Origin of the sequence: Streptomyces sp. NBC_00448 (assembly GCF_036014115.1) — a bacterium.
Taxonomy (GTDB): Bacteria; Actinomycetota; Actinomycetes; order Streptomycetales; family Streptomycetaceae; genus Actinacidiphila.
On record NZ_CP107913.1, the window covers coordinates 3,497,758 to 3,520,877 of the forward strand.

The window sequence follows — 23,120 nt, forward strand, 5'->3', positions numbered from 1 at the left end:
CGGGCCGAACAGAGCGTGCCCGCACCGGGCGGGCCACTACGGAATGACCACCACCGGCCGCTGCGCCCGGCGAGCCAGCCGCCCGGCCACCGAACCGAAGATCCGGCCGACCATGCCGTGCGTGCCGCCGACCACGATCGCGTCGGCTTCGTACTCCTTGCCGACCTCCTCCAGCTCGTGGCAGATGTCGCCGCCGCGCTCCACCAGCACCCAGGAGATCTCGGCGAGGTGGTCGGCACAGGCCAGCTCCAGGCCGAGCACCTCGGTGCGGTGGTCGGGCACGTCGACGAAGACGGGTGGCTCGCAGCCGGCCCAGACGGTGGCGGGCAGCCGGTTGGCGACATGCACGATGATCAGTGCGGAGTGCGTTCTGCGGGCCATCCCGATCGCGTACGACAGGGCCCGCTCGCTGGAGAGGGACCCGTCGAAGCCGACGACGACGCCGTGCCGGAAGGCCGGGTCGCAGGAGTGGTGCCGCGCGGTGGCCAGCTCGGGGACCGCCGCGGAGTCGGCAAGCGGCCTGCCGTCGGCGGGCTCGGGAATCTCATGAGCGGCCATGATGCGGATTCTCGGCGAGGGCGGCGCTGACGCGCCGAGCAGCGGACAAGACGTTTCTCGCGGGGCGGGCCGCCGCAGCGGCCGGTTTCGGCCAGTTCACCACTTCCCGTCCCACTCCCTCCAGGGTACGGCCGGCGCAAGCGCCTGCACAGAGCTGACGTGCCCTTCACAGGCTCTTCCGTACGTCTTCCGTACCCGGAGTTCCCAGGAGAATGCCGGAGGGAAGCCAAGAGCGCAACGGCACCGCGCCAATGAGTGCGACGCCATCGCGCCAACCGGCTGCATGGTTCGGCGCACGGGCGCACCGCGGGGGCGCATTGCGGCCACCTCCCCGACAACTCCCGTCACCACCTTCCGCCCAGCCCGACCAGCACCGCGTGCACCGCGCCGGCGGCGTTCACACAGGTGCAAGTTCACCCGGGAATACCCGCGAAAGCCGTACGCGCATTCCGCGCCGGAGCAGCGATTTTCGGCCAACTTGGCGCCGTTACCCATTCGTTGGCGGCCGTGCGCACTAACACCTGTGCCACCAGCGGTTCTACGATGCGGCAGGACGCGGACGGTGCGGTCCGGGGTCCCGGCGACATGAGGCGTACTTCCCAGCGGGCCGCCTGGGTGAAACGCTTCGTGATCGAATGCTTTACGCCACGTTGCCTTGTCGACTTAGCGTCAGATGGTGAACTTGTCACTAACGCCCCACCTGACACAGTAGATTTGATCATGGGTGACTGCGCAGGACAGCGGGGGATTACGTGCAGGACCGAGGGGACGACGCGTCGATACGAGGGGGGCTTGAGCTCCATGAGCCAGGAGTCCAGTTCCGGTACGGCGGCGGACACTCCGTCGCAAGCACCATCGGCATCGCCTCGCGCCATCCGCAAGCTCTCCGCGCGCCGCCGGCCCGAGGTCGTCGCGGTGCTGCTCTTCAGCGGTGGTCCGATCTTCGAGAGTTCCATACCCCTGTCCGTCTTCGGCATCGACCGGCAGGACGCGGGCGTGCCCCGCTACCGGCTGCTGGTCTGCGCCGGCGAGGAGGGTGCGCTGCGCACCACCGGCGGGCTCGAACTGACCGCGCCCTACGGCCTTGAGGCGCTCGCCCGGGCCGGCACCGTGGTGGTGCCGACCTGGCGCTCGATATCCCAGGCCCCGCCGCCCGAGGCGCTGGACGCGATCCGCCGCGCGCACGAGGAGGGTGCCCGGATCATCGGCCTGTGCACCGGCGCCTTCGTGCTCGCCGCCGCCGGCCTGCTGGACGGCCGCCCGGCCACCACGCACTGGATGTACGCGCCGACACTGGCCAAGCGCTATCCGTCGGTGCACGTGGACCCGCGCGAGCTGTTCGTGGACGACGGCGACGTGCTCACCTCCGCCGGGACCGCGGCCGGCATCGACCTGTGCCTGCACGTGGTGCGCACCGACCACGGCACGGACGCGGCCGCCGCGCTCGCCCGCCGGCTGGTCGTGCCTCCGCGCCGGGCGGACTGGCAGACCGGGCAGCGGCACATGGACCGGTCTTTACCAGAGGAGATCGGCGCGGACCCGCTGGCCGAGGTCGTCGCGTGGGCGCTGGAGCATCTTCACGAGCAGTTCGACGTCGAGGCGCTGGCCGCGCGCGCGTACATGAGCCGGCGCACCTTCGACCGCCGGTTCCGCTCGCTGACCGGCAGCGCGCCGTTGCAGTGGCTGATCACGCAGCGGGTGCTCCAGGCGCAGCGGCTGCTGGAGACATCGGACTACTCGGTCGACGAGGTGGCCGGGCGGTGCGGATTCCGCTCGCCGGTGGCGCTGCGCGGGCACTTCCGGCGGCAGCTCGGCTCGTCCCCCGCGTCGTACCGCGCCGCGTACCGGGCCCGCAGGCCGCAGGACGACAGCGACCGCGCCGCGGCTCCTCCCGAGGTGCCACCTGCGCGCAGGGGCGGTCCGGGCGGCGGGTCCGCGGCCGGGGCCGGGGCCGGACACGGTCACGGGAACGCCCATGGGAGCGGGAGCGGGCACGGCGGCGGGCACGGCCCCGCGACCGGAGCAGGGGCCGGGGCCGGGGCCGGTGGCAGTCCCGGCGCCGGTCCTGGTGGCGGGCCCGGTGGTGGCTCGCAGGTGCTGGCCGCTCCGGCCAAGGGCGACCCGGACGCGTACACCACGTCCGCACGGGTCCCGGAGCAGTCCGGGCGGCCCGATCCGGCCGACGGTCCGGCCCGCGGGCGGCTGCGTGCCGGGCGCGGGCTGGGAGCTGCCCTCCCGGGACCGCGTGATCGCCCGTAGGGTGAGACACATGAACGACCGGATGGTGTGGATCGACTGTGAGATGACCGGCCTCTCGCTGGCGCATGACGCGCTGATCGAGGTGGCCGCGCTCGTCACCGACTCCGAGCTCAACGTCCTCGGCGAGGGGGTGGACATCGTGATCCGCCCGCCCGCCGAGGCGTTGGAGACCATGCCGGAGATCGTCCGGCAGATGCACACCACCTCCGGGCTGCTGGAGGAACTGCCTGACGGGGTCGGCATGGCCGAGGCGGAGAAGGCCGTCCTGGACTACATCCGCGAGCACGTCGCCGAGCCGCGCAAGGCCCCGCTGTGCGGCAACTCCGTCTCCACCGACCGCGGCTTCCTCGCCCGGGACATGCCGGCGCTGGAACAGCACCTGCACTACCGCATCGTGGACGTCTCCTCGGTGAAGGAGCTGGCCCGCCGCTGGTACCCGCGGGCGTACTTCAACAGCCCCGAGAAGAACGGCAACCACCGCGCGCTCGCCGACATCCGCGAGTCCATCGCCGAGCTGCGCTACTACCGCGAGGCCGTCTTCGTGCCCGCCCCCGGCCCGGACACGGACACCGCCCGCGCGATCGCCGCCAAGCACGTCCTTCCGCCGGCTCCGCACCCCGCCGGATAAGCGGGCGCGACCACCCCTCCCCACCCTGTACACTTTTCCAGGCGGCGCCACCCCGGTAGGGAAAAGCGCCGCTCATGGTGGGTGTAGCTCAGATGGTAGAGCACCTGGTTGTGGTCCAGGATGTCGCGGGTTCGAGTCCCGTCACTCACCCTCACGCGAGGCGGCCGCTGATCTGCTCCGGCAGAACAGCGGCCGCTTTCGTCTGCCCGGGCCGCCAAGTCACCGGACCACCACGTCAGCAGGCCGGCGGGCCACCTGGGCACCGTCACCGCGCGTGGGCGGGAAGCGGCATGATGATCGCGTGATCACTCGATACGAACGGCCCGAGGGCAGCGCGCCCGTCAACGGATACAGCCACGCGGTCGCCTTCACCGGCACGACCGTCGTCGTCTCGGGGCAGGTACCCGTGGACGCGGACGGGACGCTGGTCGGCGAGGACGACGCCGAGGCGCAGGTCCGGCAGGTGTTCGCGAACCTGGCGACCGTACTGGACGCCGCGGGCGCGGACCTCGCGGACGTCGTGAAGATCACCGTCTTCCTCACCGACATCGGCTCCGACCTGCCCGCCTTCCGCCGGGTGCGGGACGAGCACTTCGACCCGGCCCGGCTGCCCGCCAGTTCGCTGGTCCAGGTCTCGGCCCTGGTCCATCCGGCGTTCCGGGTGGAGATCGAGGCGATGGCCGTGGTCGACGGCGCGAAGGCGTAGGGCGCGGCACCCGCGACCGGCACCCGGCACCCGGCACCCGGACACGGGCCCCGGTACGCAGGCGCCGAGCCGCAGCACACCGGCGCAGGCGCGCGATACGGCGCCGGCGGCCCGCCCCCGCACTCTCGGCGAGGGGCGGGCCCCGGCGCCCGGTCCGGGGACGGGCGACGGCGGGCCGGGAGCGGTCAGGCCGCCCGGGTCATCTCCCGCCGCCCCGCCCCCGGGGGCCTGGTGGCGCTATTCCTCGAAGAGCAGGGCGTACGTGCCCATCGCCATCGCGATGTCCGCCTCCGCCCAGAACCGGTGGTAGGTGAAGGTCGGCACGGCCCCGCCGTTCAGGTAGTCCGCGACCTTCGACCAGTTCGGGTCGTCCTTGTAGAAGGACCGCAGCTCCAGGAAGGTGGAGCTGGAGTCGATCTTGTCGCCGTTCGGCATCGTCCCGGTCCAGCCGGACGGCACGTACACCGGGTCGGAGAACCGCGAGTAGTCCGCGCGGTTCTCCGGGGCCGCGATGCCCAGCGGGTCCTGGTAGTGGTCCCACATGCCGTCGAGCAGGGCCTTCGACTCCGCCTGGGCCGCGGTGTCACCGGACTTGGCGGCGTAGTAGGCGAGCGTCTTGGCGTAGGCCGCCGTGACGCCCAGGTCGTCGCCGTAGGACGTGACCGTCACGTGCAGGCCGGAGTTGGCGCCCGGGCTGGCCGGGTTCCAGGTGTCCGGTGCGCCGGACCACGCGAGGTCGGACGGGATCTGGAAGGTGCCGTCCGCGTTCACCGTGGTCTCGGACATCGCCCAGCTCACCCACTTGGCCAGGATCGCCTTGGCCTTCGCGTCACCGGTCTGCTGGTAGTACTCCGCGACCCGCTCCATCGACCACGCCTGCATGCCGAACCACTGGTTCGACGGCGGGTCGTGGTAGACGGGCTCCCAGTCGTACGCCATCCCGTAGAAGGTGGGCGTGCCGGCCGGGGGCTGGGCGTAGGCGCCGTCCCAACTGTTCGTGGCGCCACCGGCGATGGCCCCCTCGTCGGACTGGAGCCACTGGTAGAACTCCAGTTGCCGGCCCAGGCTGGTGGTCCAGTCCTGCTTGCCGGTCGCCGACTTGGGCGCCATGTTGGCGTCGGTGGTCAACGCGTAGGCCGCCAGCGGGTTCTGGTAGCCGAAGTGCGAGGCGCCGTCGCCGATCCGCCAGGCCCAGCCGCCGCCGGAGCCGGTCGAGCCGCCCCAGGCGTAGTACCAGGACAGCAGGTAGTGCTCGCTGTCCTTGCCGGTGCCGGCCGGGCACGAGGTGGGGCTCGTGCAACCGCCGATCTTCTTGAAGTACTTGTCGAAGAACGAGTAGCGCAGGTAGTCGCCCATCTCGCCGGCCTTCGCGACGGTGGCCTTCACGTCGGCCTCCTTGCCCTGCTCCTGCGCCCAGGTGTCCGCCCAGTAGGCGGCCTGGATCGCCCGCGCGTCGGCGTCCGGCGCGTCCGTGTACTTCCACTGCGTGGCGTAGTTGGAGTCGCCGGTGAACAGGTCCAGATATCCGTTCTTGCCGCCGTACTTGAAGTCGTCGCAGGTCGGCTGGGGCACGGTCTCCCAGACCGACTCCTGCGAGCCGCGCTGGAAGGTGTTGATGTACGACGGCCCCTTCGCCGTCGGGCCCAGCTCGCAGCCGCCACCGGGCGTGTCACCGTAGCCGTAGACGTTGTCGACGTCCTCCAGCCAGTGCATGCCGTAGATGTCGTCGGTGCCGTACGCCGACTTCAGCTCGCCCGCGATCGGGTCCTGACCGACCGGCACGCTGCCGTCGAGCTGCGACGGGTACTCCGAGGGCAGGTCGTGCTCCGGCGCGTAGGTCGCCGGTGAACTCGCGTTGTAGTAGCTGTTCGTGGGCTGGTCGGCGTGGGTGGGGATCATGTACTTCTCCATGGTCGCCCAGGCCGCGTTGAACTTGCTCCAGTCCTGGGTGACCTGGCCGTACATCGCCTGCAGCCAGATCATGTACGAGTACGCCTCGGAGGTCGTCTCGTGGCCGTAGTCCGGGGCCTCCACGATCAGCGTCTCCACCGAGTGGTACGGAATCCCCTCGGGTGAGAAGTAGCCGGAGGCCGGGTCGGTGATCTTGCCGTACAGCGACAGGAAGCGCGCGTCGTAGTCGCTGGTGGCGCCGATCTCCGTGGCGGTCACGCTCGCCTTGAGATAGCCGTCGGCCGTCGCGATGAAGGTCGCCGCGCCGGTGCCGCCGCTGTCGGCCGCGAGGGTGACCTGCTGCGAAGTGCTCCAGTTCGACGGCGTGAAGGTCAGGCTCGCGCCGGACGTGACGCTCAGCCCGGTGTTGCCCGCGGTCCGCGCCACCGCCACCGTGACATCGGAGGTCGGAGCGCTGGACAGCTTCACCGCGAAGCCGCCGGTGCCGCCCTGCTGGACGGAGACCTGCGCCGGGGTGGCCACGATCGACGGCCCGGCCACCACGTGCAGGCCCACCGGTGTGGACTCGGCGCTCGCGCCGAGACTGTCGTACGCCTTGGCGTACACCGAGTAGTCCCCGGCCGGAACCGACGCCCAGTCCACGGTGTAGGGCGCGGTGGTGTCGGTCCCCAGCAGCACGTCGTCGCTGTAGAACTCGACCTTGGTGACCGTCGCGCCGTCCGCGGCCACGGCGGTGGCCGCCAGCGGGATGTCGGCGCCCGCGTTGTACGTGGCGCCGGCCGCGGGGCTGGTCAGCACCGGCAGCGGTGGCTGGTGGGCGCCGCCGCAGGCCGTGCCGTTGACGGCGAACGCGGTGGGTGCCGCGTTGCTGCCCGTGTAGGTGAAATTGGCACTCGCGGTGACACTGCCGCCGGCCGCGATTGTCTTGTTCCAGTCCAGCGACTTGACAGTCACGGCCTTGCCGGCCTGCGACCAGTCGCCGTTCCAGCCGCTCTGCAGCGTCTGGTCACCGGAGTACGCGTAGGTCAGCGTCCAGCCGTCGATCGGGGCGTCGCCGAGGTCGGTGATCTCGGCGTTGGCGGTGAAGCCGCCGCCCCAGTCGTTGGTCGTGTAGTCGACGGCGCACCGGATGTCCGCCGCGTGCGCGGCCGTACCGCCCGCCACCGTCATGGCGAGCGGCACGGCGAGCGCGGCCGTGAAGGCCGTCACCAGCCTTCTCAGCCGCTTTCTGAAAGGTCTTCCTCTGGGCATGCGAGAGGTCCTCCTCGCGGTTCGTTGTGGGGGGAACGTGGGGGGAAATGCAACTGAACCAGTGGGAGCGCTCCCACCATCGGGGCGCCGCGAAGCGCTGTCAAGAGGCCGATCGCAGCGGCATGCCCATGCCGCATCACCCGTCAATTGCTCCTGAAAACCGCCCACTTCATCCCGATCGAGCCGACCGGAAACCGACTCGGCCTTTACCTCACCCCTACCGGGACGGACTACGACCCGCTAGGGTCTCCGGCGGACCAGTGGGAGCGCGTCCATGTTCCTTCCCCGTTTGCGCACCACCCGGGCCACGAGGCGGCCCGCACCGCCGGGGCCGCCCGGCCCGGGCCGCCTCGTCCGCGCCCGGCCCCGGGCCCCACGCCCACCCCCACAGCACATCCCGCACGTCCGGCACCTCGCACCACCGCACCACCATCCCCCCACACTCCCAGGAGTCGCACATGCGACGACCAACACGTACCGCGGCGCTCTCCGTCGCCGCCGTCACCACGGCGGCGGCCGCCGCCGCGCTGCTGCCCGCGCTCGGCGCCGGCGCCGCGGCCGGCGCCACCCCGGCCTGCACGGTGGCCTACTCGGTGACCAACCAGTGGGACGCCGGCTTCCAGGGCGACGTCGTGATCACCAACAACTCCGCCACCACCACCAGTTGGCGCCTCACCTTCGACTTCGCCGGCGGCCAGCACGTCACCCAGGGCTGGAACGGCACCTGGTCGCAGGCCGGCAGCACCGTGAGCGTGGCGTCCGAGTCGTACAACGGCGTGATACCCAGCGGCGGCAGCATCAGCGCCGGGTTCCTCGGCGACTGGTCCGGCGGCAACCCGAGCCCGACCGCGTTCACGCTCAACGGCACCACCTGCAACGAGGACGACGGCACCGCTCCCCCGACCACTCCGCCCACCACGCCCCCGACCACCCCGCCGGGCGACGGCGGCGGCGACCCGGCCCCGCCGAAACTGCACGTCTCCGGCAACGAGTTGGTGGACTCCACCGGCAGGCAGGTGGTGCTGCACGGCGTGAACCGCTCCGGCACCGAGTTCGCCTGCGCGCAGGGCGACGGCATCTTCGACGGCCCGGTCGACGACACGGCGATCGACGCGATCACCAGCTGGAAGGGCGTCAACGCGGTCCGCGTCCCGCTCAACGAGGACTGCTGGGAGGGACTTTCGTACGTGCCGGCCGAAGACGGCGGCGCCGCCTACATCGCGGCGATCACCGACTGGGTGAACCGGCTGGTCGCGCACGGCATCACGCCCATCCTCGACCTGCACTGGACGCACGGCCTGTACACCGGCAACTCGGCGGGCTGCTCGGACGTCAACGCCACCTGCCAGAAGCCGATGCCGGACGCGCAGTACGCCGTCCCGTTCTGGCAGAGCGTCGCGGACACCTTCAAGTCCGACACCTCGGTCGTCTTCGACCTGTTCAACGAGCCCTACCCGGACCGCGCCACCTCCACCTCGGAGCAGGCGTGGACCTGCTGGCGGGACGGCGGCACCTGCCCGGGCATCGGCTACCAGGTGGCCGGCATGCAGGACCTGGTCGACGCGGTACGCGGCACCGGCGCGCAGAACGTGATCATGCTCGGCGGCCTGGCGTACTCCAACGACGAGACCGGCTGGCTGGCCCACGAGCCGACCGACCCGACCGGCAACCTCGCCGCCTCCCTGCACGTCTACAACTTCAACTCGTGCGCCAACCAGTCCTGCTGGGACTCGCAGATCGCCCCGGTCGCCGCCCAGGTGCCGCTGGTGGCGGGCGAGATCGGTGAGAACACCTGCGCCCACTCCTTCACCGACACCTTCATGAACTGGCTGGACGCGCACCACCTGTCCTACCTGGGCTGGACCTGGAACACCTGGGACTGCTCCTCCGGCCCGTCGCTGATCTCCTCTTACGACGGAACGCCCACCGCCTACGGGCAGGGCCTCAAGGACCATCTGGCCGCGCTGGGCTGAGTTCGGCCGGGCTCCCGGCGCCCCCGGACGGGGCGGTCCCGTACATGGATGGCGTGTACGGGGCCGCCCCTTCACGCATGTCCGGGTTGTCCGGCGATTCCCGCGTGAGCAGCGGGTTGTCCGTTCGGGACTCGAAACGGCGACAGTGCCCAACAGGCCAGTATTGAACAACTTATTGACGCCGATGTACGGGCCTTGTAAACATCACCTCGCCAGAGAGCGCTCTCTCACACGCGTCTCGCTGGCCTCCATCACGGACCCCCACCCGGTTGAGGAGATACCAAATGTCAGGCAGCACTTCGCTGTTGGTGCGGCCACGGCCCGGACGGCACGACAGATCCCGGCCGTATCTCATCCTTGCCCTCCTGCTCGCACTGACGGCGGGCCTCGCCCTCGTCGTCACCTCGCAGTCGCCGGCCCGCGCGGCCGGCGCGCTCCTGTCGCAGGGGCGGCCCGCCACCGCCTCGTCGGTCGAGAACGCGGGCACCCCGGCCTCCGCCGCGGTCGACGGCGACACCGGCACCCGCTGGTCCAGCGCCGCGGCCGATCCCCAGTGGCTCCAGGTCGACCTGGGCAGCAACCAGTCGATCAGCCAGGTGACCCTCAACTGGGAGACCGCGTACGCGAAGGCCTTCAAGATCCAGACCTCGTCCAACGGCACCGACTGGACCGACGTCTACTCCACCACCACCGGGACCGGCGGCAACCAGACCCTGTCCGTAAACGGTTCCGGCCGCTATGTCCGCATGTACGGCAGCCAGCGCGCCACGCAGTACGGCTACTCCCTCTGGGAGTTCCAGGTCTACGGCGGCGGCACCGGCACCCCGGCCGCGTGCGCCACCGACAACGCGGCGCAGGGCAGGACGGCCGCGGCGTCCTCCACCGAGAACGCGACCTCCCCGGCCTCCGCCGCGGTCGACGGCGACACCGGCACCCGCTGGTCCAGCGCGTTCAGCGACCCGCAGTGGCTGCGGGTGGACCTCGGCGCCTCGGTGCCGCTCTGCAGCGTCGGCCTCAACTGGGAGACCGCGTACGCCACCGCGTACCAGATCCAGGTCTCGGACGACGCCACCAACTGGACCACCGTGTACTCCACCACGACCGGCACCGGCGGCATCCAGAACATCGACGTCACCGGCACCGGCCGCTACGTCCGCGTCTACACCACCGCGCGGGCCACGGCGTACGGCGTGTCGCTGTGGGAGTTCTCGGTGCACCTGGCCGCGGGCACCACCACACCCCCCACCAGCCCTCCGCCCACCGGCGGTGACGACTCCTTCTGGGGCGACACCAGCCAGATCCCGGCCGCGAACAACGTGATGGAGGTCGCGATACTCAACCGGACCAACGGTGCGTATCCCGACAGCCAGGTCTACTGGAGCTTCGACGGCCAGGAACACTCGATCGCCGAGCAGCCGTACTTCGACATGCCGGCCAACTCCTCGGGCCGGATGTACTTCTACGTCGGCTCGCCGAACAGCCAGTACAACGACTTCATCGAGTTCACGATCGGCCCGGACGTCTTCAACGGCAACACCACCCGGGTGGACGCCTGGGCGCTGCCGCTGGCCATCCGGCTGCACTCGCACACCGGTCAGGACATCCAACTCGGTGACAACCAGGACCTCTTCACCACCAGCCGCGACCAGGTCTTCCAGGAGTTCCAGGACGCCGTGCCGCAGCAGTTCAAGGTGCTGGCGCAGACCCAGGCGCCGTACCGGATCATCGCCCCGGGCAGCGACCCGAGCTTCCGGGCCGGCGGCGCCAACGAGAACTACTTCACCTCCTACGCCCAGTCGGTCGGCGTGAACGCGGCGACCTCCGACATCTTCGGCTGCGCGGGCTCGCTGGCCGGCGACCCGAGCATGTGCGCCGCGCTCAACCGGCACACCGCCACCCTCCCGGCCGACCAGCAGCAGGACCCGACGAAGTTCTACTCGGGCGACCCGGCCAACTGGTACGCCAAGTTCTGGCACGACCACGCCATCAACGGACTGGCCTACGGCTTCCCGTACGACGACGTGGCCGGACAGGCGGCGTACGCCTCGATGCAGAACCCGCAGTGGATGGAGGTCGCGGTCGGCTTCTAGCTCCGCGACCGGCGTGGTCCGCACGGCCCCCCACATCTTCCCCACGCCGTGCGGACCGCGCTCCCCCCGAGAACCGTTTCCCGCAGATCCCCCCACAGGAGCCGCCGGGGGCGGGCCGGGCACACGAATCCGCGTGTGCCCCGGCTCGCCCCCGGCGGTACTTCCGCATCCGGCCCGGCGCGACTACCTATACGTGACTGATTCGCCGCCCGCTCCCGCTCCGTACCGTCGTGACCAGCGACGACACGGCACACCGGTGCCGGTCACGACACATGGGAGAACGCCATGAGCGACATCCAGCACCTCGTCGAGCAGTACATCGGCATCTGGAACGAGGCGGACCCGGCCCTGCGCACCTGGAAGATCGCCGAGGTGTTCGCCGAGAACGGCAGCTACACCGACCCGCTCGCGGACGTCGCGGGCCGGGCCGCCTTCGGCGAGGTGGTCGCCGGCGCCCAGGCCCAGTTCGCGGGCCTGGTCTTCACCCTCGGCCCGGTCGACGCCCACCACAACATCGCCCGCTTCACTTGGGAGTTGGGCCCCGCTGGCGGCGAGTCGCTGGTGGTCGGCTTCGACGTGGTGTCGGTCGGCACGGACGGCCTGATCCACACCGTCCACGGCTTCCTCGACAAGGTCCCGGCCGGCGCCTGACCCGCGTCCGACCTCAGCGGGTACCCAGATAGATCAGGAACGCGACCACCACGACGGCCACCGCGACGGCGAAGACCGCAGCACCGCCCTCCTTCCCCCCGGTCCCGCGAACGGGACCCTGGCCGGCCGAACCCCCCGCGCCAGGGTCCCCGTCATACCCGCTGTGATGAACGTGGTGACCGTGATGCCCACCGTGATGCCCGCCGTGCCCGAAGTCGCTGTGCCCGGAGTCGCCGTGCCCGCCGCCGCCGTCCATGGGTGCCTCCCGGGAGTCGTGCCACGCTCGGACAACGCGTGACCGTGTGCGAACTACGACGGTCCGGCACCCGACTTCGGTTCCTCGCCGTCACTACGCTGGGCCGTATGGGTGATCTCATCAGCGACCGGGAACGACTCCGCCAGGTCGACCAGTTGTACGAAGCAGCGACGTTCGGTGGCGACCGGACAGCACCCGCGCGGGCCGAGCGGGTGCTCGACGGACTGGCGGCGGACCTCGCGCTCGCCCGCGGCAAAACCCTGCACGCACGCTATCTGACGGACCGAAAGGAGGTGGTCGAAGGGCAGGAAGGAAAGCTGTTCCAGCAGGCGGTGACCCTCTACCGCGCGCTCGGCGACGTCCGCGGCGAAGGCGAGGCCCTCTTCTGGCTCGGCGCCTGGCACCAAGTGGTCCGGGAGGCATACGGCGAGGCGGTGCCGTGCTTCCAACGGTCCTACGAACTGGCCGAGTCGGCGGGCGACCGACTCACCCAGTCGTACGCCGCACGCCACCTGGGGTTCGCAGCGGAGGCAGCCGGCCACCTGGACGAGGCCCGCGCGCGCTTCGAGCAGTCAGTCCACCTGCGCGAGGACCTGGGCCTCCCCGCCGCCGCGGCCGCGGCCCAACTCGCCCTCGCCGAGTTCCTCTGGCACTCCTGCGGCGACCACCACACGGCACGCCAGCTACTGGACCAGGCCCACACAACGGCCACGCAGTGCGGCGCGGCCGGCGTTCTCCAGTGGATAGCCGACGCGCGCACCCGCATGTAGCGGAAGCCCGCACCACCGGCCCACCAAAAGCCCCACCACCGAGCAGCCACCCACCCACCACAACCCCTCACCCCAACCAGCCCGTCACCCACCACAACCCCTCACTCACCCCAACCAGCCGCCCACCCACCGCAACCCCTCCCCCACCACAACCCCTCACCCAATCAGCCGATCCAGCAACTCGAAGGTCTCGTAAGGCTGGTCGTAGTCCCCGAAGTGCCCGTCGTTGCGCACAATCTGGGTGCCGCCCAGGCGCTCGAACATCGCGCGGCCCTGACGGTCGTCGCAACCGTATGGGTCCACACGGGAGTTGATGAAGTACAAGTCCCGAACATGCGAGCTGATCGCCGCCCAGTCGTACGCGTCCTGGAGCACCGGCTCCTCCGACTCGTTCGGCGGCGTGGCGTACCCCGCCACGAGCACCGCCTGCGCCACCTCCACCCCGATGTGCTCCAGCACTGCCAACAGCAGCGCGGCACCCCCGGAGTGCCCCACCAGTACCGTCTCCTCATCGAACCGCTGCTCAGCCAGCACCTTCGGCAGAAACGTCCCGATCGGCTCCACATTCAGCTCCGGATAGTGCGGAACCTCCACGGAATACCCCCGCTCCGCCAACCTCCGCCCCAGCCACGGATACCAGGCCACCCCCGGGTTCGCCCCGGTCCCGTGAAACACCACCGCATTCCGCGCCATGCCCCGCTCCCTCCTCGCCTCACACGTCAGCCCACCGTACCGGCGCCCACGACCAGAACGGCTCCCTCATCCCCCGAACCCGGCGCGCCCTCAAGCCAAGCGCGCACCAACTCCGGCGCCCTGCACACTCGGACCGGAGCGGGGGCGAAGGTGGCGGGGTTCGAGACGTTCGTATATTTGTGGCGCACGGAAGAGGGCACCGCTACGAAATGACCCGCAGGCGCCGTAAATATGCAGTCTCGAACCCCGCCGCCGGCGCCCCCGCGACCGCAACCACCCACCGCAGCACCGCCGTTACGGACGACGGCGCCCACGCAGCACCCGTACCCGCAGCGGCACAGCCACCCGCACCGGCACCGGCACCCCTCACACGGACTCGCGCCGCACCAATTCCGTCGCGAGCACCACATGCCGCCGCACCGACTCCCGCTCCGCGATCTCCTCCAGCAGCACCCGCGCCATCGTCCGCCCCATCTCCTCCGTCGGCTGCCGCACCGATGTCAACGCCGGGTCCATATGCCGCGCGATAGCCGAATCCTCGAACCCCACCAGCGCCACATCATCCGGCACCCTCCGCCCCTCCTCCCGCAGCACCGCCCGCGCCCCGGCCGCCATCACATCCGACGCCGCGAACACCCCGTCGACGTCAGGCCGCCGCGCCAGCAACTCCCGCATGGCCCGCCGCCCACCCTCCTCGGTGAAGTCCCCGGCGGCGATGAGTTCCTCGGAGGAGCCCCCGGAAGACCCGGACGACCCGGAAACCCCAGGCGAAGAAGCCCCGCCCCCACCCCCCAACCCCGCCTCGGCCACCGCCTGCCGATACCCGTCCAACCGCGACCGCGCCACATACATGTCCAGCGGCCCGGTGATCGTCGCGACCCGCCGCCGCCCCCGCTCGATGAGATGCGCGACAGCCGCCCGCGCCCCACCCACATTGTCGGCGTCCACATACGACACCGACTCCAGATCCGACCGCCGCCCGTTCAGCACCGCGGGCATGTCGAGCTGCTCCAGCAGATCCGGCAGCGGATCATCCTCGTGCACGGACACCAGCAGCACCCCGTCCACCCGATGCGCCGCCAGATACTGCGCGAAGCGCGCCCGCTCCTTCGGCGTCCGAATCAACGTCAGCAGCAACTGCATGTCCGTGTCGGCCAGTTCCGCCCCGATCCCCCGGATGATGTCCGAGAAGTACGGCTCCGCGAACAACCGCGTCTCCGGCTCGGGAATGACCAGCGCGATCGCGTCCGTACGGTTTCCGGCCAGCGCCCGGGCCGCCCGGTTCGGCACGTAACCGAGCTCGGCGATCGCCGCCTCCACCGCCGCCTTCGCCCGCTCACTGACCCGCGGCGACCCGTTGATCACCCGGGAGACCGTGCCACGCCCCACCCCCGCGCGCACGGCGACCTCCTCAAGGGTGGGCCGTCCGCTGTGCCGCCCGTTCATGGCCACTGGAGCCTCCTGTACTCATTGCGCGCCACCTTAGCGCGAGGTCCATCCGCTGAGGCGCGGCTCGTGAGAGCGCTCCCACGTTACAAGCACCCGCGCCGGCCTCCGGCGATGCTTGCGCGAGGCCATCCGTTCAAGAAGTGACCATCCGTCCGCCCCGGACACGTTCCGGCAACGAAATCGACTTCACATCTTGACACTGACCCCTCCCAGGCGTGAGTGTTCCGGCAAGCCTAGTGGGAGCGCTCCCACACAGCGTTCCCACACATTGCGCTCGACGATCGAAGATCACCCGGGGACAGCTCCACCGCATCACCCGCACCACCGCACCGCACGACCCACCCTGACAAGGAGAGTGGAATGCGCACTTCCGGCAGAACCCGCAAGGCCGCCGTCATCGCGGTCGCGGGTCTCGCAGCCTGCGCGACCCTGATCACCGGCTGCAGCAGCAACAGCAAGGACGACAGCAAGGGGAGCTCGTCCAACGAGAAGATCACCCTGCGCATCGGTGACTACGGCGCGTTCGGCTACGACGACAAGACGGGCGCGAAGCTCTTCGCCGAGTACCACAAGCTGCACCCGAACATCACCGTCAAGGAAGACAACGTCTCCGACAGCGGCGTGTACTGGAACTCCCTGAAGCTGCACCTCAACCAGACCAGCGGCCTCGACGACATCCAGGCGATCGAGATCGGCTTCGTGGCGAACGCGACCCAGCCGCAGTACGCGAACAAGTTCGTGGACTTCAAGTCGGTCAAGGGCTTCAACGCCGGTGACTGGCTGGACTACAAGGAGAAGGAGGCCACCACCTCCGACGGCAAGATCATCGGTGTCGGCACCGACGTCGGCCCGACCGCGATCTGCTACCGCAAGGACATGTTCAAGGCGGCCGGGCTGCCGACCGACCGGAACGCGGTCGCCGCGCTGTGGGCGGGCGACTGGCAGAAGTTCGTGGACGCCGGCAAGAAGTTCCAGGCGAATGCCCCCAAGGGCGTGGCCTTCACCGACTCCGCCGGTGGCCTGTTCAACGCGGTGCTGTCCAGCCAGACCACGCAGTACTCCGACCAGAGCGGCAAGCTGATCTACGCCTCCAGCCCCGGTGTGCAGACCGCCTGGAACCTGTCCGCCGAAGCGGTGCAGGACGGGCTGACCGCCAAGCTCCAGCAGTTCGACACCACCTGGAACTCCGCGTTCAAGACCAACAAGTTCGCCACCGTGGCCTGCCCGAGCTGGATGATCGGCCAGGTCGCCTCGAACTCCGGTCCCGCCAACAAGGGCAACTGGGACATCGCCCAGCCGCCGCAGGCCGGCAACTGGGGCGGTTCGTTCCTCGGTGTCCCGAAGTCGGGCAAGCACCTGGCCGAGGCCGAGGCGCTGGCCCAGTGGCTGTCCGCCCCGGCGCAGCAGGTCAAGGTCTTCCAGAAGTTCGGCAACATCCCGTCGACGAAGGCCGGTCTTGACGACCCGGCGGTGGCGAACACCACCAACCCGTACTTCCCGGGCACCCCGATCGGCAAGATCTTCTCGGACACCGCGCACAACATCCAGCCGGCCCCGATCGGTCCGAACGACGGCACCGTGAAGGACATCATCACGAAGAACGGCCTGCTCGACATGGAGCAGCGCGGCACGTCCAAGGACGCGGCCTGGAAGAAGGTCCAGGCCACGGTCAAGGACCAGGTCACCACGAGCTGACCGGAGTTCGGGGCCGCCCGGCAGTGACTCCCACCTGCCGGGCGGCCCGCGTCCGGCCCCCGCTCCCCCTTCTCCCCGCTCCCGCTCCGCCCGCTCCCCCGTCGACATCCGTCGACACCCGCTGATCCCCTACCGGAAGGACGCCACTCGTGGCCACCTCCGTCAGGGCGACGTCCGACGGCAGCCCCCGGTCGTCCCGGACCGACCCCAGCACGAACCGCAAGAGCGGTGACAACGGCCCGCCCGGCGGCTGGCGCGCCAAGGCGTACCGGCTGGACACCAAGGCGTCGCCGTACGCGTACATCGCCCCCTTCTTCCTCTGCTTCGCCGCGTTCGGCCTGTTCCCGCTGATCTACACCGGCTGGCTCTCCTTCCACCAGGTGGAACTCGGCACGCACGCCAACTGGGTGGGCCTGCGCAACTACACCGCGCTGTGGGACAACAGCTTCTTCTGGACCGCGCTGCGCAACACCTTCACCCTCGGGGTGATCTCCACGGTGCCGCAGCTGATGATGGCGCTCGGTCTGGCCCACCTGCTCAACTACCAGATGCGGGCACGCGGGTTCTTCCGGGTCGCGATCCTGGCGCCGTACGCGACCTCGATCGCGGCCGCCACCCTGGTCTTCATCCAGCTCTTCAACCCCGACTACGGGATGATCAACCAGGTCCTCGACCACATCGGGATCGGGGACGTGCAGTGGGCGTCGTCCAAGTGGCCCGCGCAGATAGCGATCTCCTCGATCGTGACGTGGCGCTGGACCGGCTACAACGCGCTGATCTACCTGGCCGCGATGCAGGCCGTGCCCGCCGACCTGTACGAGGCGGCCGCACTCGACGGTGCCTCGCGCTGGCGGCAGTTCATCAGCGTGACCATCCCGTCGATCCGGCCGACGATCTTCTTCACGATCATCGTCTCCACCATCGGCGCCACCCAGCTCTTCGGTGAGCCGCTGATGTTCGGCGGCAACGTGGGCGTCTCCGGCGGCTCCGACCACCAGTACCAGACCCTCAGCCTGTACATGTACGACAAGGGCTGGCAGGTCGGCGAGCTGGGTCAGGCGTCCGCCGTGGCCTGGGTGATGCTGCTGATCCTGCTGCTCATCGGCGCGGTCCAGTTCCTCGTCATTCGCAGCAACCGCCGGAAGCTTGGGAGCTGACGATGGCACAACTCACCCAGCCGATCCCGTCAGCCGGGCCCCGGCACTCCACCACCAGCCCGCGAACCACCCGCCGCCGGCGGCGTTCGGGAAGCGCGGGCGGGCAGCAGAAGGCCGGCCCGATCGCGTATGTCCTGCTGATCCTGGCCACGTTGGTCTCGCTGTTCCCGCTGTACTGGACGGTGGTGGCGGCCTCGCGCACCGGCACCGAAGTGATCACCCCGCCGTCGCCGTTGCTGCCCGGCAGCCATCTCGTCGAGAACCTGAAGATCGTGTGGAACCAGGTCGACATGACCAAGGCCCTGATCAACTCCACCATCGTGGCGGGTTGTGTGGCCGTGAGCACCGTGCTGTTCGCGACCCTGGCCGGATTCGCCTTCGCCAAGCTGCAGTTCCGCGGCCGCAACGCGCTGCTGACCCTGGTGGTGGCGACGATGACCATCCCGCCGCAGCTCACCGTGATCCCGCTCTACCAGATCATCACGAAGGTGGGTTGGGTCGGGCACATCCAGTCGGTGATCCTGCCGTCGCTGGTGGCCGCGTTCGGCGTGTTCTTCATGCGGCAGTTCCTCTCCGAGGCGCTGCCGGTCGAACTGGTCGAGGCGGCGCGGGTGGACGGGGCGCACAGCCTGCGGATCATCTGGCACGTGGTGTTCCCGATCGCCCGGCCGGGGATGGCCGTGCTCGGGATGCTCGTCTTCGTCCAGTCCTGGAACGACTTCTTCTGGCCGTTCATCGCGCTGAACCAGCAGAACCCGACGGTGCAGGTCGCACTGCAGGGGCTCGGTTCCGGCGACCACACGATCAACCAGGCCGTGGTGGTGTGCGGGGCGCTGGTCGCGACGCTGCCGCTGCTGCTGGTCTTCGCGGTCCTCGGCCGGCAGATCGTCGGCGGGATCACCGCCGGCGCGGTCAAGAACTGACGCCGCCCCGCTCCCCCTTCCCTGCCCGCACCCTCACCTCCGCGGCCCGCCCTCGGCACCCCCCACCCTCCCCCGACGACCCCTGATTCCCCTGGAGTCCCCCGTTATGACTGCTGTCCGTTCAGAGAGTCCCGAACTCTCGGCGAGCCCGGCCTCGCTCCGGTTCCCCCCCGGTTTCGTCTGGGGGGCGGCCACCGCCGCCTACCAGATCGAGGGCGCCGCCGCCGAGGACGGCCGTACCCCGTCGATCTGGGACACCTTCAGCCACACCCCCGGCCGGGTCCTCAACGGGGACACGGGGGACATCGCGGCCGACCACTACCACCGGTTCCGTGACGACGTCGCGCTGATGCGGGACCTCAACCTCGGCGCCTACCGCTTCTCGATCTCCTGGTCGCGGGTGCAGCCCACCGGCCGCGGCCCCGCGGTCCAGCGCGGCCTGGACTTCTACCGCCGGCTGGTCGACGAGCTGCTCGACAAGGGCGTCACCCCGGTCGCCACGCTCTACCACTGGGACCTGCCGCAGGAGTTGGAGGACATCGGCGGCTGGACGGCGCGGGAGACGCCCGAGCGCTTCGCGGAGTACGCGGCGATCATGGCGCAGGCGCTCGGCGACCGGGTGCCGTACTGGACCACGCTCAACGAGCCGTGGTGCTCGGCGTATCTCGGCTACGGCTCGGGGGTGCACGCTCCCGGCCGCACCGAGCCGGAGTCGGCGCTGAAGGCCGTGCACCACCTCAACCTCGCCCATGGCCGGGCGATCGGGGTTCTGCGTTCCGTTCTCCCCGCTACCGCGCAGACCTCGATCACCCTCAACCTGCACCAGGTGCGCGCGTACAGCCAGTCGGCCGCCGACCTGGACGCCGCGCGCCGGATCGACGCGGTCGGCAACCGGGTCTTCCTCGGCCCGATCCTCGGCGACGGCTACCCGGAGGACCTGCTCACCGACACCGGCCATCTGGTCGACTGGGACACGCTGGTCAAGCCGGGCGACCTGGCGGAGATCTCCCGCCCGATCGACCTGCTCGGCATCAACTACTACACGCCGACGCTGGTCTCCGACGGCCGGGAGAACCCCGACCTGCCGCGCAACGACGGCCACGGCGCGAGCGACTACTCGCCCTGGCCCGGCTCCGAGCACGTCGCCTTCCACCAGCCGCCCGGCGAGACCACCGCGATGCGGTGGGCGGTCGACGCGAGCGGCCTGTACGACCTGCTGATGCGCGTCCACCACGAGCACCCCGACCTGCCGATGATGGTCACCGAGAACGGTGCCGCCTTCGACGACTACATCTCGCCCGAGGGCGCGATCAACGACCCGCAGCGGATCGCGTACCTGCGCGGCCACCTCTCCGCGGTGCACCGCGCGCTGACCGACGGCGCCGACGTCCGGGGCTACTTCCTGTGGTCGCTGCTGGACAACTTCGAGTGGTCCTACGGCTACAGCAAGCGCTTCGGCGCGGTGTACGTCGACTTCGGCACCCAGCGCCGGGTCCCCAAGCAGAGCGCCCACTGGTACGCCGAGGTGGCGCGCGACAACGTCCTTCCGGACTCCCCGGAGGAGGCCGGGAGGTCCTGAGGGGACGAAGAAGGGCTCCGGTCGCCGCGAACGAGGGTGCGCGACGACCGGAGCCCGCCGCCGTCCTGCCCCGTGGGGGTGGGACAGGAGAGCGGCCGGAGCGGGATGTCCGGGGGGTCAGCCGGTGGCGCCGCCCAGGGCCCGCGCGAACGCGCCGTCGGGCTGGGTGACGGAGCTGCAGGTGGCGTCCGCGTAGCTCTGGGCGCCGCCGGGGCACTGCTTGTCGCGCGTCGCGGACCACATCGACAGCCAGGCCAGGCCCTTGGACGTGGCGAGGTCGGCGAGCGTGCTCGCGTCCGCGAGGGTGAAGGTCTCGCTGCTCACGTCGTTGACGCCGATCATCGGTGTGACGGCGACGGCGTGCCAGGCGGCGGTGTCGGAGAGCCCGAGCACGCTCTTGACCTGGGCCTGCGTGGCGGTGGCGGCATCGACGGCGTACTGCCCCATGTCGCCGCTGTAGGAGGCGCCGTAGTCCATCGCCATGATGTTGACCGCCTGCACCGCGACGCCGTTGCTCTTGGCGTTCGCCAGCAGGTCGATGCCGTCCTGGGTGAGCCCGCTCGGCATCGCAGGCAGCGTGTAGGACACCTCCAGGCCGCTGTGGCTCGCCTGGAGCTGCGAGATCGCCTGCGCCCTGCGGGTGTCGGCCGCGGTGTCGGCCAGCGCGCCGCCCTCCACGTCGAAGTCGACCTTGGTGAGCCGGTACGCGTCGACGACCTTGCCGTACGCGGCCGCGAGGTCGCTCACCGAGGAGCACGCGGAGGCCAGTTCGGTGCCGTTGGCGCCGCCGAAGGAGACGCGTACGTCGCCGCCCGCCGCGCGCACGGCGCCGATCTGGGCGGCCACCGCGTCGCTGCCGAGGTCGGTGACGCCACCCCACTTCGGGGTGCAGCCGCCGCCGGAGACGACGAAGGCGAGGTTGAACTGCTTCACCCCGTCGGCCTTCATCGCCCCCGTCAGGTCGTACGCGGGATAGAGCGAGGTGTCGACGTAGGGGGCGAACCCGCCGGAGGCCGCCGAGCCGGCACCGGTCCCCGCTGTCGGGGTCGCGGTCGGGGCGGGGGTCCCTGACGGGGTCGCGGTCGTGGTCGCGGTCGGGGTCGCGGTGGGCGTGGCGGTCCCAGTGGGACGGCCGGTCGGCGCGGTGGTCGGGTCGTCGTCGACCGAGCACTTCGCGCCGTTGATCGTGCAGCCGGCGGGCGCGGCGGCGGGCCCGTTGCCGCCGGGCACGTTCGCGGTGAAGCCGATGTCCGCCGTCGCGCCGGGGGCGAGCGTGTGGTTCCAGCTGTCCGGGGTGACCGTCACCGTCTGCCCGGACACGGTGTACGCGCCGTTCCACAGCGAGCCGATGGTGCTGCCGGCCGGCAGGCGGAAGGAGAGCGTCCAGCCGTCCAGCGGGCTGTCGCTCGGGTTGCTGATCTCGTACTGCCCGGTGTAGCCGGTGGTCCAGTCGCTGGTCGTGCGGTACGCCGCCGCGACCGTGGCGGCGCTCGCGGAGCCGGCGAAGGCGAACGCGCCGCCGGCGGCGGCCGCCGCCGCGGTGATCCCGCAGAGCACCTGCGTCCTGCGGCCGGGACGCCGGCGGTGGGTGGTGGCTGCCATGGCTGCCTGCCTTGTTGTACTCGGAGGTGGGGGCGGGCAGCACGCTAGCGGGCACGGATCGGACAAAAGCCCAGTTCAGGACGGTTGATCGGCTTCTTAGGACGGGCTTAAGGAACCGGAAGGGGCGGCTTAACGATCGGCGCCGGGGCCCTGCGGGATCACGCGTTCCGCGACGAGGTCAGGTGCGCGAAGACGACCACGTTCGACTCGTAGTCGCGCTTCTTGTGGTCGAACACGCCGCCGCAGGTGATGATCCGCAGTTGCGCGTCGGGGGTGTCGCCGTAGACCCGCTGGTCGGGGAAGTCCCCCTTGGCGAAGGTGTCGACCTCGTCGACGGTGAAGGTGGCGACGGTGCCATCGGCGCGGGTGATGTCGATCGGGTCGCCCTTCTTGAGGTAGGAGAGCAGGTAGAAGACCGCCGGGCCGCTCGTGGTGTCCACATGGCCGGCCACGATCGCGTTGCCGCGTTCACCGGGGCTGGCGCCGCCCTGGTACCAGCCGGCGAGGTTGCGGTCGGTGTCGGGCGGCGGCTGGAGCACTCCGGTGGCGTCCATCGAGAGCATGGTGAAGGGGGCGTTCACCCCGATGCTCGGGATGGAGATCTTCGTCGGCGTCGCGCGCGGCAGCGAGGGTGCGGTGGTCGGCGCCATCGTCACCACCGGATCGGCCGACGGCGCCGAGGCGGCACTGGCGGCGGGCGGCGTCGGCGCCCCGACGGCGGTGTCCGCGCCGGAGGAGTCGAAGGAGCGGAAGACCAGGAACGCGCCGACCAGGGTCGCGGCGACGGCCCAGCGCAGGACCCGGGTGCCGCTGTCCCGCGCCGGCGGCGGCGCGTCCGCCCCCTTGGGGTCGCGCTGCGGCGGCTGCGTGCTCATACGGTGCTGCCTTTCTGACGACGGGCGAGATACGAGGAGCCGGGGCCGGCCACTGACCGCCAAGCGGGCGAACGGCAACGGGCGGGCGGCCGGG

The 23,120-nt window shown here is 70.6% G+C and carries 17 protein-coding genes and 1 tRNA gene; 12 read left to right on the top strand and 6 right to left on the bottom strand.

Annotation, left to right across the window (positions count from 1 at the left end; genetic code table 11):
- Positions 1–36: 36 nt before the first annotated feature.
- Positions 37–558 carry a universal stress protein gene (locus OG370_RS14740; protein ID WP_328464365.1) on the bottom strand — a complete coding sequence of 174 codons (522 nt, stop codon included), beginning with the start codon at positions 556–558 and terminating at the stop codon, positions 37–39.
- An 801-nt stretch (positions 559–1,359) separates the two neighbouring features.
- Between OG370_RS14740 and OG370_RS14745 the strand changes: the two genes are divergently transcribed.
- From OG370_RS14745 to OG370_RS14760, 4 genes are all read left to right on the top strand, one after another.
- Positions 1,360–2,817, top strand: a complete 1,458-nt coding sequence (locus tag OG370_RS14745) for a GlxA family transcriptional regulator (protein ID WP_328474101.1) — start codon at positions 1,360–1,362, stop codon at positions 2,815–2,817.
- Between the two features lie 10 nt (positions 2,818–2,827).
- Positions 2,828–3,445, top strand: a complete 618-nt coding sequence (gene orn / locus OG370_RS14750) for an oligoribonuclease (protein ID WP_328464367.1) — start codon at positions 2,828–2,830, stop codon at positions 3,443–3,445.
- Between the two features lie 77 nt (positions 3,446–3,522).
- Positions 3,523–3,595: transfer RNA gene (locus OG370_RS14755), tRNA-His, on the top strand.
- A 151-nt stretch (positions 3,596–3,746) separates the two neighbouring features.
- The gene (locus tag OG370_RS14760; protein ID WP_328464369.1) at positions 3,747–4,151 is read left to right on the top strand and encodes a RidA family protein; all 405 of its coding nucleotides are present in this window, start codon (positions 3,747–3,749) and stop codon (positions 4,149–4,151) included.
- Between the two features lie 237 nt (positions 4,152–4,388).
- On the opposite strand, the gene OG370_RS14765 is transcribed toward OG370_RS14760, so the two are convergent.
- Positions 4,389–7,313, bottom strand: a complete 2,925-nt coding sequence (locus OG370_RS14765; RefSeq protein ID WP_328464371.1) for a glycoside hydrolase family 48 protein — start codon at positions 7,311–7,313, stop codon at positions 4,389–4,391.
- A gap of 458 nt (positions 7,314–7,771) precedes the next feature.
- Between OG370_RS14765 and OG370_RS14770 the strand changes: the two genes are divergently transcribed.
- The 4 genes from OG370_RS14770 to OG370_RS14785 all read left to right on the top strand — a co-directional run bounded on the left by OG370_RS14770 (position 7,772) and on the right by OG370_RS14785 (position 13,053).
- Entirely contained in the window at positions 7,772–9,286 is a 1,515-nt protein-coding gene (locus OG370_RS14770; protein WP_328464373.1) for a cellulase family glycosylhydrolase, read from the top strand.
- 284 nt (positions 9,287–9,570) lie between these two features.
- Positions 9,571–11,376 carry a discoidin domain-containing protein gene (locus tag OG370_RS14775; protein WP_328464375.1) on the top strand — a complete coding sequence of 602 codons (1,806 nt, stop codon included), beginning with the start codon at positions 9,571–9,573 and terminating at the stop codon, positions 11,374–11,376.
- A 285-nt stretch (positions 11,377–11,661) separates the two neighbouring features.
- Entirely contained in the window at positions 11,662–12,027 is a 366-nt protein-coding gene (locus tag OG370_RS14780; protein ID WP_328464377.1) for a nuclear transport factor 2 family protein, read from the top strand.
- A 363-nt stretch (positions 12,028–12,390) separates the two neighbouring features.
- Positions 12,391–13,053, top strand: coding sequence for a tetratricopeptide repeat protein (locus OG370_RS14785; RefSeq protein WP_328464379.1), 663 nt, complete (start codon positions 12,391–12,393; stop codon positions 13,051–13,053).
- 156 nt (positions 13,054–13,209) lie between these two features.
- On the opposite strand, the gene OG370_RS14790 is transcribed toward OG370_RS14785, so the two are convergent.
- Both OG370_RS14790 and OG370_RS14795 read right to left on the bottom strand, forming a co-directional pair.
- Complete coding sequence (locus OG370_RS14790; protein WP_328464381.1) at positions 13,210–13,746, bottom strand: RBBP9/YdeN family alpha/beta hydrolase; 537 nt, start codon at positions 13,744–13,746, stop codon at positions 13,210–13,212.
- A 366-nt stretch (positions 13,747–14,112) separates the two neighbouring features.
- Entirely contained in the window at positions 14,113–15,192 is a 1,080-nt protein-coding gene (locus OG370_RS14795; RefSeq protein WP_328474103.1) for a LacI family DNA-binding transcriptional regulator, read from the bottom strand.
- A 363-nt stretch (positions 15,193–15,555) separates the two neighbouring features.
- Between OG370_RS14795 and OG370_RS14800 the strand changes: the two genes are divergently transcribed.
- The 4 genes from OG370_RS14800 to OG370_RS14815 all read left to right on the top strand — a co-directional run bounded on the left by OG370_RS14800 (position 15,556) and on the right by OG370_RS14815 (position 20,549).
- Positions 15,556–16,890, top strand: a complete 1,335-nt coding sequence (locus OG370_RS14800; RefSeq protein ID WP_328464383.1) for an ABC transporter substrate-binding protein — start codon at positions 15,556–15,558, stop codon at positions 16,888–16,890.
- 149 nt (positions 16,891–17,039) lie between these two features.
- Positions 17,040–18,047 carry a carbohydrate ABC transporter permease gene (locus OG370_RS14805; protein ID WP_328464385.1) on the top strand — a complete coding sequence of 336 codons (1,008 nt, stop codon included), beginning with the start codon at positions 17,040–17,042 and terminating at the stop codon, positions 18,045–18,047.
- Between the two features lie 2 nt (positions 18,048–18,049).
- On the top strand, positions 18,050–18,970 hold the full coding sequence (locus OG370_RS14810) for a carbohydrate ABC transporter permease (RefSeq protein WP_328464387.1): 921 nt from the start codon (positions 18,050–18,052) through the stop codon (positions 18,968–18,970).
- A gap of 106 nt (positions 18,971–19,076) precedes the next feature.
- Entirely contained in the window at positions 19,077–20,549 is a 1,473-nt protein-coding gene (locus tag OG370_RS14815; protein ID WP_328464389.1) for a GH1 family beta-glucosidase, read from the top strand.
- Between the two features lie 117 nt (positions 20,550–20,666).
- On the opposite strand, the gene OG370_RS14820 is transcribed toward OG370_RS14815, so the two are convergent.
- Positions 20,667–22,151: a cellulose binding domain-containing protein gene (locus OG370_RS14820; RefSeq protein ID WP_328464391.1), complete on the bottom strand. Its 1,485-nt coding sequence runs from the start codon at positions 22,149–22,151 to the stop codon at positions 20,667–20,669.
- Between the two features lie 158 nt (positions 22,152–22,309).
- Positions 22,310–23,026 (bottom strand): class F sortase, encoded by a 717-nt coding sequence (locus tag OG370_RS14825; protein WP_328464393.1) that lies wholly within the window; start codon positions 23,024–23,026, stop codon positions 22,310–22,312.
- Positions 23,027–23,120 lie beyond the last annotated feature (94 nt).

Bases quoted from the DNA above. Each gene is read 5' to 3' on its own strand.
- OG370_RS14825 (WP_328464393.1), bottom strand. From the start codon at position 23,026: ATGAGCACGCAGCCGCCGCAGCGCGACCCCAAGGGGGCGGACGCGCCG.
- OG370_RS14770 (WP_328464373.1), top strand. From the start codon at position 7,772: ATGCGACGACCAACACGTACCGCGGCGCTCTCCGTCGCCGCCGTCACC.
- OG370_RS14815 (WP_328464389.1), top strand. From the start codon at position 19,077: ATGACTGCTGTCCGTTCAGAGAGTCCCGAACTCTCGGCGAGCCCGGCC.
- OG370_RS14780 (WP_328464377.1), top strand. From the start codon at position 11,662: ATGAGCGACATCCAGCACCTCGTCGAGCAGTACATCGGCATCTGGAAC.
- orn (WP_328464367.1), top strand. From the start codon at position 2,828: ATGAACGACCGGATGGTGTGGATCGACTGTGAGATGACCGGCCTCTCG.
- OG370_RS14745 (WP_328474101.1), top strand. From the start codon at position 1,360: ATGAGCCAGGAGTCCAGTTCCGGTACGGCGGCGGACACTCCGTCGCAA.
- OG370_RS14810 (WP_328464387.1), top strand. From the start codon at position 18,050: ATGGCACAACTCACCCAGCCGATCCCGTCAGCCGGGCCCCGGCACTCC.
- OG370_RS14790 (WP_328464381.1), bottom strand. From the start codon at position 13,746: ATGGCGCGGAATGCGGTGGTGTTTCACGGGACCGGGGCGAACCCGGGG.
- OG370_RS14775 (WP_328464375.1), top strand. From the start codon at position 9,571: ATGTCAGGCAGCACTTCGCTGTTGGTGCGGCCACGGCCCGGACGGCAC.
- OG370_RS14785 (WP_328464379.1), top strand. From the start codon at position 12,391: ATGGGTGATCTCATCAGCGACCGGGAACGACTCCGCCAGGTCGACCAG.
- OG370_RS14765 (WP_328464371.1), bottom strand. From the start codon at position 7,313: ATGCCCAGAGGAAGACCTTTCAGAAAGCGGCTGAGAAGGCTGGTGACG.
- OG370_RS14820 (WP_328464391.1), bottom strand. From the start codon at position 22,151: ATGGCAGCCACCACCCACCGCCGGCGTCCCGGCCGCAGGACGCAGGTG.
- OG370_RS14795 (WP_328474103.1), bottom strand. From the start codon at position 15,192: ATGAACGGGCGGCACAGCGGACGGCCCACCCTTGAGGAGGTCGCCGTG.
- OG370_RS14740 (WP_328464365.1), bottom strand. From the start codon at position 558: ATGGCCGCTCATGAGATTCCCGAGCCCGCCGACGGCAGGCCGCTTGCC.
- OG370_RS14800 (WP_328464383.1), top strand. From the start codon at position 15,556: ATGCGCACTTCCGGCAGAACCCGCAAGGCCGCCGTCATCGCGGTCGCG.